Source organism: Mesorhizobium sp. KR1-2 (assembly GCF_040045035.1).
In the GTDB taxonomy this organism is placed as follows: domain Bacteria; phylum Pseudomonadota; class Alphaproteobacteria; order Rhizobiales; family Rhizobiaceae; genus Pseudaminobacter.
On record NZ_JBDZDS010000013.1, the window covers coordinates 99,302 to 114,487 of the forward strand.

14 protein-coding genes are annotated in these 15,186 nt (G+C 63.8%); 4 read left to right on the top strand and 10 right to left on the bottom strand.

The window, feature by feature from the left end:
- Window positions 1–32 precede the first annotated feature (32 nt).
- Complete coding sequence (locus ABLE85_RS22235) at window positions 33–800, bottom strand: BtpA/SgcQ family protein (protein WP_348794889.1); 768 nt, start codon at window positions 798–800, stop codon at window positions 33–35.
- A gap of 141 nt (window positions 801–941) precedes the next feature.
- Between ABLE85_RS22235 and ABLE85_RS22240 the strand changes: the two genes are divergently transcribed.
- The 3 genes from ABLE85_RS22240 (at window position 942) to ABLE85_RS22250 (ending at window position 3,876) form a co-directional block, all read left to right on the top strand.
- Window positions 942–1,715 (top strand): DeoR/GlpR family DNA-binding transcription regulator, encoded by a 774-nt coding sequence (locus ABLE85_RS22240; RefSeq protein ID WP_348794890.1) that lies wholly within the window; start codon window positions 942–944, stop codon window positions 1,713–1,715.
- 141 nt (window positions 1,716–1,856) lie between these two features.
- Complete coding sequence (locus ABLE85_RS22245) at window positions 1,857–2,966, top strand: SIS domain-containing protein (protein ID WP_348794891.1); 1,110 nt, start codon at window positions 1,857–1,859, stop codon at window positions 2,964–2,966.
- Between the two features lie 28 nt (window positions 2,967–2,994).
- Window positions 2,995–3,876 carry a polysaccharide deacetylase family protein gene (locus ABLE85_RS22250; RefSeq protein ID WP_348794892.1) on the top strand — a complete coding sequence of 294 codons (882 nt, stop codon included), beginning with the start codon at window positions 2,995–2,997 and terminating at the stop codon, window positions 3,874–3,876.
- 11 nt (window positions 3,877–3,887) lie between these two features.
- Here ABLE85_RS22250 and ABLE85_RS22255 read toward each other — a convergent pair whose 3' ends face one another.
- Window positions 3,888–4,787 carry a polysaccharide deacetylase family protein gene (locus tag ABLE85_RS22255; RefSeq protein ID WP_348794893.1) on the bottom strand — a complete coding sequence of 300 codons (900 nt, stop codon included), beginning with the start codon at window positions 4,785–4,787 and terminating at the stop codon, window positions 3,888–3,890.
- Window positions 4,784–6,277, bottom strand: coding sequence for an amidohydrolase family protein (locus ABLE85_RS22260; protein ID WP_348794894.1), 1,494 nt, complete (start codon window positions 6,275–6,277; stop codon window positions 4,784–4,786). Before ABLE85_RS22260 ends, ABLE85_RS22255 begins: the two co-directional genes overlap by 4 nt.
- Before the next feature lie 16 nt (window positions 6,278–6,293).
- On the opposite strand from ABLE85_RS22260, the gene ABLE85_RS22265 reads away from it, so the two are divergent.
- The gene (locus ABLE85_RS22265; protein WP_348794895.1) at window positions 6,294–7,574 is read left to right on the top strand and encodes an extracellular solute-binding protein; all 1,281 of its coding nucleotides are present in this window, start codon (window positions 6,294–6,296) and stop codon (window positions 7,572–7,574) included.
- 17 nt (window positions 7,575–7,591) lie between these two features.
- On the opposite strand, the gene ABLE85_RS22270 is transcribed toward ABLE85_RS22265, so the two are convergent.
- The 7 genes from ABLE85_RS22270 to ABLE85_RS22300 form a co-directional block, all read right to left on the bottom strand.
- Entirely contained in the window at window positions 7,592–8,578 is a 987-nt protein-coding gene (locus tag ABLE85_RS22270; RefSeq protein WP_348794896.1) for an oligopeptide/dipeptide ABC transporter ATP-binding protein, read from the bottom strand.
- Window positions 8,579–8,580: 2 nt separating this feature from the next.
- On the bottom strand, window positions 8,581–9,558 hold the full coding sequence (locus tag ABLE85_RS22275) for an ABC transporter ATP-binding protein (protein ID WP_348794897.1): 978 nt from the start codon (window positions 9,556–9,558) through the stop codon (window positions 8,581–8,583).
- Complete coding sequence (locus ABLE85_RS22280; protein WP_348794898.1) at window positions 9,555–10,409, bottom strand: ABC transporter permease; 855 nt, start codon at window positions 10,407–10,409, stop codon at window positions 9,555–9,557. The genes ABLE85_RS22275 and ABLE85_RS22280 overlap by 4 nt, the downstream gene beginning before the upstream one ends.
- Window positions 10,406–11,323 (bottom strand): ABC transporter permease, encoded by a 918-nt coding sequence (locus ABLE85_RS22285; protein ID WP_348794899.1) that lies wholly within the window; start codon window positions 11,321–11,323, stop codon window positions 10,406–10,408. The genes ABLE85_RS22280 and ABLE85_RS22285 overlap by 4 nt, the downstream gene beginning before the upstream one ends.
- A gap of 54 nt (window positions 11,324–11,377) precedes the next feature.
- A complete protein-coding gene (locus tag ABLE85_RS22290; RefSeq protein ID WP_348794900.1) occupies window positions 11,378–12,895 on the bottom strand; it encodes an ABC transporter substrate-binding protein in 1,518 nt (505 codons plus the stop codon).
- A complete protein-coding gene (locus ABLE85_RS22295; protein WP_348794901.1) occupies window positions 12,892–14,382 on the bottom strand; it encodes a chlorohydrolase family protein in 1,491 nt (496 codons plus the stop codon). Before ABLE85_RS22295 ends, ABLE85_RS22290 begins: the two co-directional genes overlap by 4 nt.
- Window positions 14,383–14,851: 469 nt before the next feature.
- The coding region (locus ABLE85_RS22300) for an aldehyde dehydrogenase family protein (protein WP_348794902.1) at window positions 14,852–15,186 on the bottom strand (335 nt) is incomplete at its 5' end.

Consider the following 15,186-nt stretch of genomic DNA (forward strand, 5'->3'; position numbering starts at 1 on the left):
TTAGAAGAAGGCCGAGAGGTCGAAAATCAGAGTTATTTGCGCTGGGCGGCTTCCATCAGCCGCAGGACCTTGTCCTTGTCCCAGAGGTTGAAGTCGTCATAGGCCGCACCGTCGCGCAGCAACGACGTGCTGACAACGACCGCGTCCGCGGCGTCGAGTGCAGTGGCAACGTTGTCGGCTGTGGCACCACCGCCGATCAGGATCGGGCGCTTCACACCGGCGGCGCGGGCCGCGCGGACGCGCGAAAGAGTATCGGCAAAGCTTGTGCCGGTGATGATGATGCCGTCGGCCCCCATCGACTGCGCCCACAGCGCCGCTGTCTCGTTGGCCACCGGCGCCAGCGGCATGCAGGTGCGGTCGTGCACATCGGCGTAGATGCTGATGTCAGGACGCACTATATCGCCCCGGTAACGCGTGGCCTCGACGCTCAGCGCGTCACGCAGGCCCTCAGCGTTGACTGCTGCGCCGACGAAGATCTTGAGGCGGACGAAATGGGCGTCGGCGGCATCGGCGATGGCGAGCGGCGCTATCGCGTCATGCGCCTGCACGATGATGCCCAGTTGCATATCGGGGAACTCCTTGCGGAAGGCTCGCCCCAGCGTCGCCATGCGCGCTATGGTCTGCGGCGCGGCAGCACCCTTTTCGCGGGTTTCATCCTGAATCTTCACCGCCTTGATACCGCCCTCGGCGAATATCCGGGCGTTGGACAGGAGAAAATCCTCGTACCAGGCGATGGACCGGTGCTTGCCGTCATCAAAGGGCGGCAGCTGCAATGCGGCGATGATAGGAACAGGGGGCATGCCTTGCATAATCTCAATTACTCGCAACGTCTCCGCCCGAACTTGGCGGCGATTGACCTTAGGCGGCGTTCGCTAGGAAAGGGAAATTAAGCTAGTCTGTTGCCGCCGAATTTAAGAATCGAACATCGCGAGCTTTAACACATGCCTTCTTTGAAAGCTACCGAAAGACACCAGAAGATTATGGACCAGCTGAGCGCAACCGGTCGCACCGACGTTTCGGAGCTTGCCGAAGCGCTCGGCGTTTCAACCGTGACGGTGCGTGCGGACCTGCTCTATCTGGAGAAGAACCAGGTTCTACGCCGCATCAGGGGCGGCGCCATCTCGGTGCGCCCCAGCCGCTACGAGCGGCCGGTGGACATCAACGCGTCGCTGCGCAGCAACGAGAAAAACGCCATAGCGGCACTGGCCGCGGAGATGATCCGCGACGGAGAGACCATCATCATGGATACCGGCTCGACCATTGCCGCGCTGGCCGCCCTCTTTCCCAAGACCCTGACCGACATTGCCGTCGTCACCAACTCCCTCGCGGTAGCAACAGAGCTTGCAGACCACCCGGGAGCAACGGTTATCATCACCGGCGGCACGCTGCGTCCGAAGCTCAACTCCCTCATCTCGCCCTTCGGCGATCTGATCCTGAAGGAGATCAACGCCGACATCGCCTTCATGAGTTGCGCCGGCGTCGATGCCGAAAAGGGCTTCACCAACAGCAACTGGCAGGAAGCGGAGATCAAGAAGACGATGATCCGCGCGGCAAGCCGAGTGGTCTTCCTCGCCGACCACTCGAAGCTTAAGCACGTCGCCACCGCCAGGATCGCACCGCTGAGCGAGGCGGACATGCTTATCACCGACAGCAACGCCTCCGCCGAAACACTCAAGGAACTCCGTGCGGCCGGCCTCGAAATCGTGGTCGCCTAGAAAGCAATTTTTTTTGATTGGCAAAAGGAAAAAAATAGAAAGTATTTTTTCGCAAATTTTCCTTGTTTTCCGACCGGGGATATTAAAAGTTACGAAAGCGCTCGCCGATCCTGGCGAGGCGCCTTCCGACAGGTTTTCCCCATGCATGCGCAGCCCGACAGAGACCACTCACACGCATCAGCGCCGATGTTGGCGGACATTCGCCGGCAGGCGGCAACGCTGGGCGAGGTCCATGCAAGGCGCGAGGCGATCGGGACATTCGCCGAGATTAATCTGCGACCCGGAAAAGCTGGCCGAACGCATATCTTCGGCAGCGGCGACGGCTGGTTTGCGGCCCGCGCGGCCTTGACCGGCACGCAGCAGGGTCAGGCGCACAGCGGACTGGATTTCGTTCTGAACGTCGCCCCCACGCTCACCGCCGACGACAGGGCGGTCGCCATTTCGATGTCCGGCAATGTCGACCGTACGCTCGAGGGAGCGCAGATCGCTCAAGCACGCGGCGCGCGACTGAGCGTGCTTACCAACGGTCAGGGTGGACGTCTCGGCGCTCTGGGCGACGCGCTCCACTCGCTCGACATTCCCGACATCGCGCCGTTCCTGTGCGGCACGTCGAGCTACACCGCCACGCTGGCAACCCTGCAGCTTGCATTTGCCAGCCTTGATCCCCGCTCGCGATTTCCCGCGGCGCTCGGCGCGCTGCTGACCGCCCTGCCCGGCTTCATCGAGGAAGCCGACCGCTTCGCGCGATCCGTTGCCGAGCGCGCCGGCAGTGCATTCCCCGGCGCTCGTTTTCTCGGCGTTGGCGCCAGTGTCGCCACGGCCGACTACGGCGCGGCGAAGTTTGTCGAAGTCACCAAGATCCCCGCGTGGAGCGACGACATCGAGGAATTTGCACACCGCCAGTATTGGGGCATGCAGACCTCCGAGATCGTCGTCCTTTTGCCGCTCGACGAGGGCTCGGCGCGCTACGCCGACGCAACCGCCGATGCGTTGTCTGACCTTGGCATCCTGACGATCGCGCTGGAACCGCAAGGCGCCGGCGTGCCCAGCGCCAGCGCCCGGCTGGCACTACCCGGCGACGGCCGCACGGTCGGCATCACCCAGGCTATCGCCCTGCAGTTGCTGGCCTACCATCTTGGCTTCGCCAGCGGCACCGATCCCAACCGGCGCGAGCACCTCAAGAACGATCAAGCGCGGTTCTCCGTAAGCCGCAAACTGACCCGCCGATCCCTGCTCGGCACCGGACAGTAACCCCGAATTCGATCACCAAGGACATCCCATGCTTCCGACCCAGCCCCGCTACGCCTATCACCCGATCACCGAGCGTCCGAAGTTCCAATGGCCGGAAGGCAAGCGCCTCGCCATCTATGTCGCGCTGGGGATCGAGGAATATGTGTTCGGCGAAGGCCTGACCGAGGACCTGTTTCCGGGCGCGTCGAAGCCCGACTACGCCAACACGTCGTGGCGCGACTACGGCAACCGCGTCGGCGCCTTCCGCCTGATCGACCGTTTCCACCGCGAAGGGCTGCCGGTGTCCATCCTGCTCAACACGGAAGTCTACGATCATGCCCCGCAATTGATGGACTATGCACGCGAGCGCGGCTGCGAGATCATCGCCCACGGCCTGACCAATTCCGACACGCTAGCCGGCCGCCCGGCCGACGACGAAGCCGGCTATTTGAAGGCCGTCGCCGACAGGATCGCCGAGCGCGAGGGCACGCCGCCCGCGGGCTGGTCCAGCCCGTGGCTTGCACATACCGACAACACCGCCGACCTCCTCAAGGAGGCAGGCTACCGCTACGTGCTGGATCTGGGCATGGACGATCAGCCGGTGTGGCTCGACACCAGAAGCGGCAAGCTGCTGTGCATCCCCTATGCGCTGGAGCTCAACGACAGCTCGACGATCATCGGCCGGCAGGCCAGCGCCACCGATTTCGCGCAGATGGTCATCGACCAGTTCGACGAGATGCTGGAAGCCTCCGCGGATCAGGCCCTTGTGATGCCGCTTGTCGTCCACTCCTTCATCTCGGGGCAGCCCTTCCGCCTGCGGGCGCTGCGCCGGGCGCTCGCCCATATCGCCCGCCACCGCGATGACATCTGGTTCACGACGCCGGGGCAGATCGCCGATTTCATCCATGCCAAGCCGGAGCTGGCGGTCTGAGCAGAGGCCTCTCAGAGCCCCTGTTCGAGCCACACTTTGGCGATCTCGTCGCGGCGGGCGATCCACGCCTTGCCGCTTCCGATGAGTTGCTGCAGCAACAGATAGAGGCCGCCGATCCGTCCAGGGCGGCCGATGATGCGCGTGTGCAGCCCCACGGTCATCATCTTCGGCGTGGTGCGCCCCTCACGGACAAGCCATGAATAGGCGTCGCCGCAATATCCAGCGAAATCCTCGCCGCGCACGAAGCGCTGCGTCTTGAAGAAATTCATGTCGTTGGTGTCGAAGGCGTATGGCAGCAACACATAGGGCCGCTCGCCGCGCCGAAGCGTGATCGGCAGATCGTCGTTGTAGACATTGCTGTCGTAGAGAAATCCGCCTTCCTCCATCAGTAGCCGCCGCGTGTTCGGCGACGTATGGCTGCGGACATGCCAGCCGGACGGACGGACGCCGGTGGTCTCCTGAATGGCCGACACGCAGCGCGCTATCAGGGCGCGTTCCTGCGCCTCTTCGAAGTGTACCTGGTCTTCCCAGCGCCAGCCGTGGCACATGATTTCGTGTCCCTGCGCGACGGCGTGGTGCGCCAGCCAGGGCGAGGTCTCAAGCGTGCGCCCGCACAGATTGAGCGTGACCTTCACGCCGAACTCCGCGAACACCCGCATCACGCGCCAATAGCCGGCGCGACTGCCATATTCGAAATGGCTTTCCATGCAGTAGTCGCGGGCGCCCACGAGTTCCTGTTGCACCTCATAGGCGGCCTCGTTGCGTTCATCGCCTGAGGACAGCGCGAGCTCCGCGCCCTCCTCGATATTGAGCACGAAGGAGACCGCGACATGCGCACCATCCGGCCAGCGTACCACCGGCGGATGCTCGCCATAGCCACTGAAATCCCGGTCCGGATGGACACCCGTCATTTGCCCACCCACCGCGTGAAACCGACGTCGCGGACAGCCGCCTGCATCACCATCTGGCGGTAGTAGGGTTCGAGCGACCTGGCGCTTTCGCGCAAGGCAATCGCGTCCGCGCGTAGCTGCGGCTCCATGGCACGCAGGCTCTCCAGCATCTTCGTTTCGTCGATCGTCGTCAGCCGGCCGTCGCGGACGACGACCCGGCCATCGACGATGGTGTGGCGCACCGAGCGTCCAGCCTCGCACAGAACCAGTGCGCGCCGAACGTCGTGCAGCGGCTGGAATGTCGGGGAATTGGCGTCAAGCACTGCAAAATCCGCCGCCGCACCGACCTCGATGCGACCGACCGGACTGGGTCGCCGCATGACGCGGTTGCCGCCGTCCCACACCGCCGAAAGGATCTCGGAGCAGGCCGGCCAGTCCCGGTAATCGCCACCGGCAAGCGCATGCATCACGCTGGCGGCCTTGATCGCTCCCCACAGATTGTGGCTGTCGTCGCTCACCGCTTCGTCGGTGCCCAGGCAGATCGGCACGCCGGCGTCGCGCAGGCTCCTGAACGGCATGACCCCGCTTCCCAGGCGCATGTTGCAAACCGGATTGTGGGCCACGACCGCCCCCGAGGCTGCCAGGATCGCGATGTCTTCCGCGTCGACCCAGATCGAATGGATGACCTGCATATGCTCGTCGAGGATGCCGAGTTGATCGACATATTTGACCAGCGACTGACCGTACTTCTCCTCGCCGAGCACGCGCTGCAGCTTGGTTTCCAGGATATGGCAGAAATACGGGAGGTCATGCTTGCGCGCGAGCCCGTGCAGCGCCCGCAAATAATCCTCGGTGGCGCGCTGCGGCGCTGAGCACGACACGGCGGCGGCGATGCGGCCATGCGCGGCGCCGTGCCATCTTTCGATGAGATAGGCATAGTGCTCGAGCATTCCTTCCGCGGTTTCGCGCGGCGCCAGTTCCATGGTCCGCCGGATGTCGTCGGGCAGGAGGTCGCGCAGGAAGGGATATTTGTCGTATTCGACGACGATTGGCTGATCCAGGGCTACGGTGGCGCGAATGCCGATCTCCTTGTAAGCGCCGGCGATGGCGTCAATCGAGGACCGCGTGGTCAGCGGGACGAAAAACGCGTCGTCCATCAGCGAGGTGATGCCGAGCTTGAGCATCTCGGCGGCGCCAATCAGGGTTCGCAGCCGCACCGCCTCGGGGGCCTCCACGCCGCTCGCCAAGGGCGGAACCTCATAGAGCATGAAGACTTCGAGCGGCAGGCCCTCAAGTGTGCCGCGCATGAAGTTGCCCGGCGAGTGCAGATGCGCGTTGATGAGGCCTGGGATCACCACGTCACCCGCCACGTCGAGCACCTCGACATCGGCTTGCAGGTTCGAGCCGATCTCGGCGATCAACCCGTCGCGCACCAGAATATCGGCTCGCACCAGGGTTTCATGATCCGCCGAAATCAGTAAGTTGCCATTGCGGATTATCAGGTCACGCATACGGAGTTCCTTGTCCATGAATGAGTCCGCCCTCCCCGCATCGCGTCAGGTCGTTGTGGGAGCCGGCGGGCAGACACCGCTGAAATTCGCGTTCTGGGGCGTGCGTGCCGAAATCGTCGTCGACAACGTCGCCCACTATGCCGCCGAGACCGGCGAGTGCGTCGCCTGCATCGAGGTGCCGGGCGACTACGAACAGGCTCTCGGGGGGCAGTTTGCCGCCGGCGAAGGTCCCGATGTGTTCTACGCACAGCGCGCCGAGGCCTCGTTGTGGGATGCTCAGGGTCACCTTGCGCCGATCGACGAGACCGAGCCGACGGTCGCGCCGCTTTTGAGGCGCATGGACCACCGTCTGGTCGACGGCGCCCGCAACCGGGATGGCCGCCTCATCGGGCTCACTTATTACAATGGCGGCCCCTTCGCGCTCTTCGCCCATGAGGCCTTCGCCGGACATGTCGATCTGGACAGCCTGAAGGACTGGGAGGCGGTCCTGAACCAGCTTCGCCGCGCCAAGCGGGACGGCTTGTCGCCTCACCCCTTCGTGCCACGCTGGCATCGCAGCCAGACAGGGCTGGTCTGGAGCCTGCTTTGCCATCTCGCCAGCGAGGGTGTCCTCAACTTCGATGCGCCCGACGCGCCTGCGGCGCTGCGGGATGCTCTGGAATTCTTCGCCAGCCTGGTGAATGAGGATCTGGTGCCCGCCGCCTCTCTGGCCGACGAGGCTGACGCCGCCGCGCTGGAACGCTGGGCGAGCGGCCGGCATATGTTGACATTCACCCCGGACTACCTGGCCATGGATGCCTGCGAAGGGGCTGGCCGGCCGATCAACATCGTTGCACCGCGCCTGCCTGGCCGCACCGGCACGCCGCTCATGCCCGGCCATGCCTTGCTGTGCATGAGAAGCGGGATCGACGACGCATTGCTCACGCGTGCACGCGGACTGCTGACCTATCTGGGCGGGACGGCCCCTGACGGTTCGCTGCGCGTGCATTCGCGCTGGTTGTCTGAGCGTCTGTTTGCAGTTCCCTATGCCGAACTCGACGCTCGCGCCGGCATTCGCGCCGGGATGGCCCGGGCGTTTCCCGAAGGCCTTGCCGGGGCCTGTGTCGAGCGGCTCATAGAGGCTCGGCGATCGGCCGAAGTTTCCCCACCTACGCACGCGCCCTGGTTCCTCGAATGGTCGGCCATGTGCGACGCGACCATCCGCTACGAGCTGCTGCGCGACCGGACCATGTCCGCCGCCAGTGCGGCGGACGCCCTCTTGGAGAAATGGTCCATCCTCGCCGCCCGGACCCGCTGACCCGGAAGCCGGCATCGCTAGACCGCAGTCGGCTGCGGCGCTACCCAATGACAGGCCGCGCTGTGCTGGCCACCGATGGACGTCATTTGCGGCTCCAGAGTGCTGCAAACATCCATTGCCATCGGGCAACGGGTGTGGAAGCGACAGCCCTTCGGCGGGTTGAGCGGGCTCGGGATTTCGCCTCCAAGCGTCCCGGTCTTGCGCTCTGGGTCGGGGGACGGCGCGGCCGCAATCAGGGCACGGGTATAGGGATGGGCTGGCGCGTGGTAGATTTCGCGGGCCGAACCGATCTCCACGACCTTGCCGAGATACATGACCGCGATCCGATCGGCGAAGCCGAAGACGCGGGCAAGATCGTGCGAGATGAACAAATAGGTCAGCGAGAACTGCTGCTTGAGGCTGGCGAAAAGCTTCAGGATCTGCAGCTGCAGCGAAACGTCCAACGCCGACAGCGGCTCGTCCGCGACGATGAAATCCGGACGCAGGATCGCCGCGCGGGCGATGGCCACACGCTGGCGCTGTCCGCCGGAAAACTCGTGCGGATAGCGTTCGGCGAAGCTCCGGTCGAGCCCTGCCGCCTCGAGCATATCAAGGACACGCGTGCGGATCGCGGCACTGCTTTCGTCGGTGTGTACCCGCAGCGGCTCGGCCAACGTATCGAAGATCTTCATCTTCGGGTTGAGCGAGGCGTAGGGGTCCTGGAAGATCATCTGGAAGTGCCTGCGCGCGCTGCGCAGCGCCTCCCCCTCCATCGTAGTGATGTCCTGTCCCTTGAAGGCAATCCTGCCGCGCGTGATCGGCGTGCTCCGCAGTAGGGCGCGTCCCAGCGTGCTCTTGCCGCAGCCGCTTTCGCCGACCACCGCCAACGTTTCACCCGTTTCGACCGTGATGTCGATGTTGCTCAAGGCCTGGACGACAGGCGCCGTCTGACGGCCAAGCAGCGACCGTCTGCCGCCGAATTCGACCGTCAGGCCCTCTGCCCGAATGATTGGAGCGGTCGTCAAGGCTAAGTCCTCATGATTGGGTTGAAGCAGGCGACGCGCCGCCCGTCATCTGTGATGTGCAGTTCGGGCAACTCCGCCTCGCAGCGCGGCTGTGCACGGCTGCAGCGCGGTGCGAAGCTGCATCCGGGGCTGACGATCTTCGGATTGGGCGGGGTTCCCGGTATCGGGTCCTGCTCGGTGAACGGATCGTCGATGCGCGACGTGCTGGCCAGCAGCCCGGCCGCATAGGGGTGGCTCGGTTGGGCGTAGAGCTGCTCGGCCGTGGCGTCCTCGACGATCCGGCCGGCATACATGACCACTACACGGTCGGCGAGTTTGGCGAGCAGCGCAAGATCATGCGTGACCCATACCATCGCCATGCCGCGTTCGCGCTGGATCGACTGCACCAGCTTCACGATCTCGGCCTGCACGGTAACGTCCAGCGCTGTCGTCGGCTCGTCGGCGATGAGCAGCTTGGGGTCAGCTGCCAACGCAATTGCGATCATCACGCGCTGACGCATCCCGCCCGACATCTGATGCGGCAGCTGGTCGATCCGGGTTTCGGGCGCCGGAATGCCTACACGCCGCAGCAGGTCGATCGCGCGTGCCCTCGCTGACGACCGCGACATGCCCTTGTGCCGGCGCATACCCTCGGTGATCTGCCGCCCGACGGTGAGCAGCGGATTGAGCGCGGTCAGCGGATCCTGGAAGATGTAGGAGACGATGGGCCCGCGGACGGATTCGAGATCCCTGCGGCCGAGTTCGAGCAGCGAGCGGCCGTCGACCACCATCTTCTCGGCACGGATTTCAGTGCGTCTGCGGTCGAGCAGGCGCACCACCGACATCATGGTGACGGATTTTCCCGAGCCACTCTCTCCCACCAGGCCGACGATCTCGCCCGGAGCGACCGTCAGCGACAGGTCGCGCACCGCGTGGACCGCACCGTCGCCGGTCTGGAAGCTTACGTTCAGGCCCTTGACCTCAAGCATGGCGCTGCTCATTTGCGAAACCTCGGATCTGCGCGGTCCTGCAGCCAGTCGCCGCAGAGGTTCCCCGCGAGCACTGTCAGGGCGGTAGCTATCCCAGGCATGGCCGTCATCCACCAGGCGTTCTGCAGATAGTTGCGACCGTCATTGAGCATGGTGCCCCAGGACGGGGTCGCGCCGCCGATGCCGACGCCCAGAAAACTCAGCGCCGCTTCGGTCAGGATCGCCTGCGCCATTGAGAAGCTCGCCACGACGATGATCGACGACAGGACGTTGGGCAGGATGTAGCGCCAAAGGATGCGCCTGGTCGGCACGCCGACGCTCCTGGCCGCCTCGACATATTCCTGGTTCTTAACGCTCATCACCTGGCCGCGCACCACACGCGCATAGTTGACCCAGGTCGCCAGCGCCACCACGACCACAACGGAGAGGAAGCCGCCGCCGAAGGTCGCCAGCAGGAAGATCGCAAGCAGGGTGAATGGGAACGAAAGCTGCACGTTGATAAGGAACGACAGGGCAGCGTCTACCATGCCGCCGAAATAGCCGGCGAACAGCCCGACCAGCGACCCGATGATTGCGCCGAGGACCACCGCGCCGCCGCCCACGGCCAGCGATATCTGCGCCCCGTGGATAACGCGGCTCAGTATGTCGCGGCCGAGATTGTCGGTGCCGAGGATGTGCTTCAGTGAGCCGCCCTCGACCCAGAAGGGCGGGACAAGCCGGGCAAGCAGATCGACCTTGGTCGGCGAATAGGGCGCGATCCAGGGTGCGAAGATCGCGGCTGTCGCGGCTGTCGCGAGTATCGCCAGGCCGATCAGGCCGATCGTATGTCGGCCGAGGAACATGCGCAGGGCAGAAACTCTCATTTGAGCTTCACCCGCGGATCGATGACAACATAGAGCATGTCGACCAGGAAATTTATGAGGACGAAGAAGGCTGCAGCCATCAGCACAACTCCCTGAATGACTGGGAAGTCGCGCTGGTAGACGGCATTCACCGCCAGTCGGCCCACGCCCGGCCAGGCAAAGATGGTTTCGGTGATGAAGGCGCCCGAGACGAGTTCCGCCAGTTCCAGCCCGGCCATGGTCACGACCGGTATCATGGCGCTCCGGAACGCATGGATGAACAGCACCGTGCGCTCCCTCAGTCCCTTGGAGCGCGCCGTCCTGATATAGTCGGCGCCAAGCACTTCGAGCATGCTGGCCCGCACCAGCCGGGTTAGCCGAGCCGCCGACTGGAGCGCCAGCGTGATTGCGGGAAGGATGAGATAGACACCGCCGCCATAGCCGGAGACGGGCAGGATCTTCAGCTCGACCGCGAAGAGCACGATCAGCATCAGGCCGATCCAGAAGCCGGGCGCTGCCTGGCCGATCATGGCCAGCGCCGTCACCAAGACGTCCCAGACGGTATTGCGGTTGAGCGCGATGATGATGCCGAGCGGCACCGAGATGAGCAAAGCCAACAGGAAGCCGGCCGCGGCAAGCTCCAGCGTGGCCGGGACGCGCTCTGCGATGAGTTCAGTTACCTTGGCCCGCTGTACGAAGGAATAGCCGAGATCGCCATGCAGCGCATTGCCGATGAAGGTGAGGTACTGTTCGCTCAGCGGCTTATCGAGGCCGAGGAATTCGCGCAGTTGTTGCTTGTCTTCGACGGAGGCGTTCTCGCGCGCCATCAACTCGACCGGGTCGCCGGTTAGATGTGCGACGATGAAGGTCGAGAACGAGACGCCGATCAGAACCAGGGCCGCTTGCAGGAAGCGCTTTGACAGGAAAAAAAGCATGGGGGCTCGTTCGGCTGCCCTGCCCCGGCTTTGGCCGGGGCAGGGTGTGCGATCTTACTTGTAGGTGATGAGGTACGGCTCGAGATAATTGTCTGCGCGGAAGTCGTAGCTCAGCTTCTTGGAGATGCCGAAGAAGGCCGGCAGTCTCCACAGATAGAGCCACGGCGCATCTTTCCAGATGATCTCCTGCGCAGCGAATTCCAGCTTCTGACGCTCGGCATCGTCCAACGTCTGCGACGCCTGGATGACGAGCTTGTCATAATCGGGATTGCAGTAGCCGCTCGAATTGTCGACATGGCCGCAGGTCAGGATCACCAACTCAACCGACGGGTTGATGAGCGCGGCCCAGCCCTGGAAGTAGATGCCCTTGAGCGACTGCTTGGACAGGCCCGCACGGAACTGGCCGAGTTCGACCGCCTCGTAGCTCGGCTTGATGCCGACTTGCTCGAGATAAGCGCCGACGACTTCTGAAACCTCCTTGCCGCCGTCGAAGCGGGTCGACCACTGCAGCGTCACCGGGAAGCCGTCCGCATAGCCCGCCTCGGCCAGCAGTGCCTTGGCCTTTTCTGGATCATAGGGGAAAGGCTTGAGGTCCGGATTGTTGTTCGGCGGATTGACAATGCTGGTCAGCTGCGAGGTCGAGCCATTCAGCACCGACGAGATGATGGTCGGAACGTCGACCGCATAGTTCAGGGCCTGACGGACGCGAGGATCGGCAAGTGCTGGCTGTTCGCCCTTGATCGAAAAGCCCATATGCATCTTGCGCAGGCCTTCGAGCTTGACGACATCGCTCACATCCGAGTTCGCCTGCTCTGCTGTGTCGGGGGTGATGCCGACGACCACGTCGACAGTCCCGGCACGAAGCTCGTTCAGGCGCGAGGAAACTTCCGGCACGTTGCGGAACACAATGTCCTTCACTGTCGGCGCATCGCCCCAGTAGCTCTCGTTCGCGGTCAGAACGAGCGCGTCGCCGCGCCGCCATTCGACGAACTTGTAGGGGCCGGAGCCGATCGGGGCCTTGGCAACTTCGTCAGGAGAGGTTTCGGTGATGTATTTCGGAGCAGCAATAAAGGCTTCTTCGAGCCAGTACAGCATGTTCACCGTGGGCTTCTCGGTGACCAGGTCAACGGTGTAGTCGTCGACGACGCGCACTTCCTTCAGCCCGGTCTGCTCGTGCAGTTGCTGGACCGAATTGAAAGGCGCGGTATTCATGCGCGCGAAGTTGACCTTGACGGCTTCGGCGTTGAACGGCTCGCCATTGGTGAACTTGACGCCTTCGCGTAGGTGGAAGCGCCAGGTCAGGTCATCTACCCGTTCCCAGGACGTGGCCAAGCGCGGCTTGGGCGAGCCGTCGAGGTCGCGGCGGACCAGGCTGTCGAAGATCGACCAGATCGCCGATCCGGTCGGATTGTTGCTGTCCAGCATGTGCGGGTCGAGGCTGATGACATCCTCGGACGACGCGATGACGACAGGCTTGGCATCCTGCGCCCAGACGGGAGACAGCGCCGGCAGTGTCAGCGACACCGCTGCCAGCATCAGCAGCCGTTTGGCCCAAAGTCGGTTTGGTTTCATGAATGTTCTCCTTCCCAGTGTTTTGAAGTCTCGTTTTTCCGGCGAACCGGAAAGGCTGATGGAAACAGCGTCGGCCACGAATGCCCCTCCTGGTGCCGCTCCTCATAACTCTCACGGAGCTGTTCGAAGATTGCCTGCATGTCCGCAGCGAACCTAGCTTCGTCGACGCCGGCAATCTTGCCGTCGCTGACGACGCGGCGACCCGCGATCCAGACGTGCCGGGCCCTCAGGCCGGGCGGCATCAGGAACAGCGCCTCGACCGGATCATGGACCGGCTGAATGTCCAGCGCCGAAAGATCCCAGGCGACGATGTCTGCCGCCGCACCCTCTTCGAGCCGCCCGAGGTCCGGCCGGCCAAGCGCCTGCGCGCCCCCAAGCGTCGCCGCGCGAAAATAATCGGCTGGACGGGTGGCTTCCGGCTCGTCCATTCGCGCCATTGCGAGCCCGATTTGCAGGTTCATCAGCATGTTCGGCGGCGCGGTGTCGGTACCCATCGCAATGCGGATGCCCTCGTCGCGGAAGCGCGCAAAGTTGTCCAGTCGCCGGCCGCCGCGCCCCACGACGAGCGGACAATGCACCACCGTGGCGCCGCTGCCCGCCAGGGCAGCCCTGTCGGCTTCGGACAGAGCCGGGTCAGCACGAGGGCCGCCCAGATCTATCGCGTGGGGAAGCAGCGCCCTCTCCGACAGCACGCCGAGATCGCGCAAATGCGCGATCGAGGATTTTCCGGAACGCTTCCAGATAAGATCGGCCTCGGTCAGCGACTGGCAGCAATGCAGCCTGAAGGGCACGTCGAGCGACTGCGCGGCTTCCGCCGTACGCAGCAAAAGCTCGTCCGAGCAGGTCTCGATGGTGGACGGCACAAGCAACCCCGACACCAGACCGCCATGGGCACCGCGGTTTCGCTCGATGAACGCCACGGCCTCGGCGAGACCTGCCAGCCCGGACATCTCGTCCGCGACCTGGCCGATCCTGCCGTCGCGCTCCATCACGTTGACATGGGAGCGGAAGCTCGGTCCGAGGAACAGACGCAAGCCCAGTTCGCCGGCAAGCCCCGCGATCGCGTCGAACTCGGCGCCACTTTCGGCCCATTGCCGGAAGAGTAGCGAAGTCACAGGCAAGGCGGTGGTGATGCCAGACAGCATCAACTGGCAAAAAGCCCCACGCGCGGCGGTCAACATCTGGTCCGGCGTCAGGACATCGCGCGGCCGGGCGGCATATTCCGAGCTCCACGCCTTGGCGCCCGGCGCAATTTTGCCACCAAAGCCGAGGATCGTCGTATCGACGTCGGCTAGCGCATTGAGGTCGACAAAGCCGGGCGCAAGCAGCGCCTGGCCGAAATCCTCGTGACGGTCGGCCGGAGCCGAGGACCTGTGGCCGACATGCAGCACACGGCCGCCGTCGACCACCACCTCTCCATCCTCGAACAGGAGATGGTCGGCGCCGTCGAAACCCAAAACCCAGCGGGCGGTCAGCTTTAGCGTCAACACAGCCTCTCGTCGAAAAATACCTGCCGAGCTTCACGGATCAGCGTGCCAACGTCAATAATTATTTTTCCGAAATGCACAATGACAAATTTTATAAAGTTTTGGAAAGCGGGCCGACTTATGAATAATTCCTGTTTTTACGGTGGTTAAAGAAACAACGGGCATGAGTATCCCATTGAATTTCAGGTTTTCCGTGCGCGAAAAAGAAAAGTATTGGAAAGCCATTCGATTGACACCCGGCTAAGGAAAATGCCTACGCGAAAGCATCGAGAAACGAGGCTCGCTCGTCCCGTCCGGCGACACTGCCGTTCGCCGATGACCGGTCCACGCTCGCTCGCGCGACCGGTAGAAAAATGCGTGCGGCGAGGCGCTGCTTGCAGCAATCTCGCCTTCGCAAAACTGCTTTCCGGACCCACGCGATGGGGCCGTTACAGTCGGCACGGTCCTCGCGCCTGAATGATACGGCCTGCTACTCCCCGTAAGGCACCCAGATGTTCTTCACCTGCGTTGCCCGGCGCAGGAACTCGCGGCCCTGGCCGTCGCTTGACGTCCAGTCGCGCGGAGCCCCGCTCCACACCGGCTTGAGGTTGCCGGCCGACGCCGCCTCGATCGTGGCCGCATCGCCCGCCGCGCCGAAGTCCCACAGGGCGGCGACTTCGTCGTGCTCGGCCAGCGTCTTGGCCAGGCTCGCGGTCTCGCCGGTGACGATGCTGACCACGCCCGCCGGTACGTCGCTGGTGTCGAGCAGCTGGTAGAAATCCGTCGCCGCCAGCGGATGGCGGGCCGAGGGAACGGCAATGACGC

Coding starts and splice junctions, on each gene's coding strand:
- ABLE85_RS22250 (WP_348794892.1), top strand. CDS start 2,995: ATGCTTCCGACCCAGCCCCGCTACGCCTATCACCCGATCACCGAGCGT.
- ABLE85_RS22285 (WP_348794899.1), bottom strand. CDS start 11,323: ATGCTTTTTTTCCTGTCAAAGCGCTTCCTGCAAGCGGCCCTGGTTCTG.
- ABLE85_RS22290 (WP_348794900.1), bottom strand. CDS start 12,895: ATGAAACCAAACCGACTTTGGGCCAAACGGCTGCTGATGCTGGCAGCG.
- ABLE85_RS22265 (WP_348794895.1), top strand. CDS start 6,294: ATGAATGAGTCCGCCCTCCCCGCATCGCGTCAGGTCGTTGTGGGAGCC.
- ABLE85_RS22255 (WP_348794893.1), bottom strand. CDS start 4,787: ATGACGGGTGTCCATCCGGACCGGGATTTCAGTGGCTATGGCGAGCAT.
- ABLE85_RS22275 (WP_348794897.1), bottom strand. CDS start 9,558: ATGAGCAGCGCCATGCTTGAGGTCAAGGGCCTGAACGTAAGCTTCCAG.
- ABLE85_RS22245 (WP_348794891.1), top strand. CDS start 1,857: ATGCATGCGCAGCCCGACAGAGACCACTCACACGCATCAGCGCCGATG.
- ABLE85_RS22280 (WP_348794898.1), bottom strand. CDS start 10,409: ATGAGAGTTTCTGCCCTGCGCATGTTCCTCGGCCGACATACGATCGGC.
- ABLE85_RS22260 (WP_348794894.1), bottom strand. CDS start 6,277: ATGCGTGACCTGATAATCCGCAATGGCAACTTACTGATTTCGGCGGAT.
- ABLE85_RS22240 (WP_348794890.1), top strand. CDS start 942: ATGCCTTCTTTGAAAGCTACCGAAAGACACCAGAAGATTATGGACCAG.
- ABLE85_RS22235 (WP_348794889.1), bottom strand. CDS start 800: ATGCCCCCTGTTCCTATCATCGCCGCATTGCAGCTGCCGCCCTTTGAT.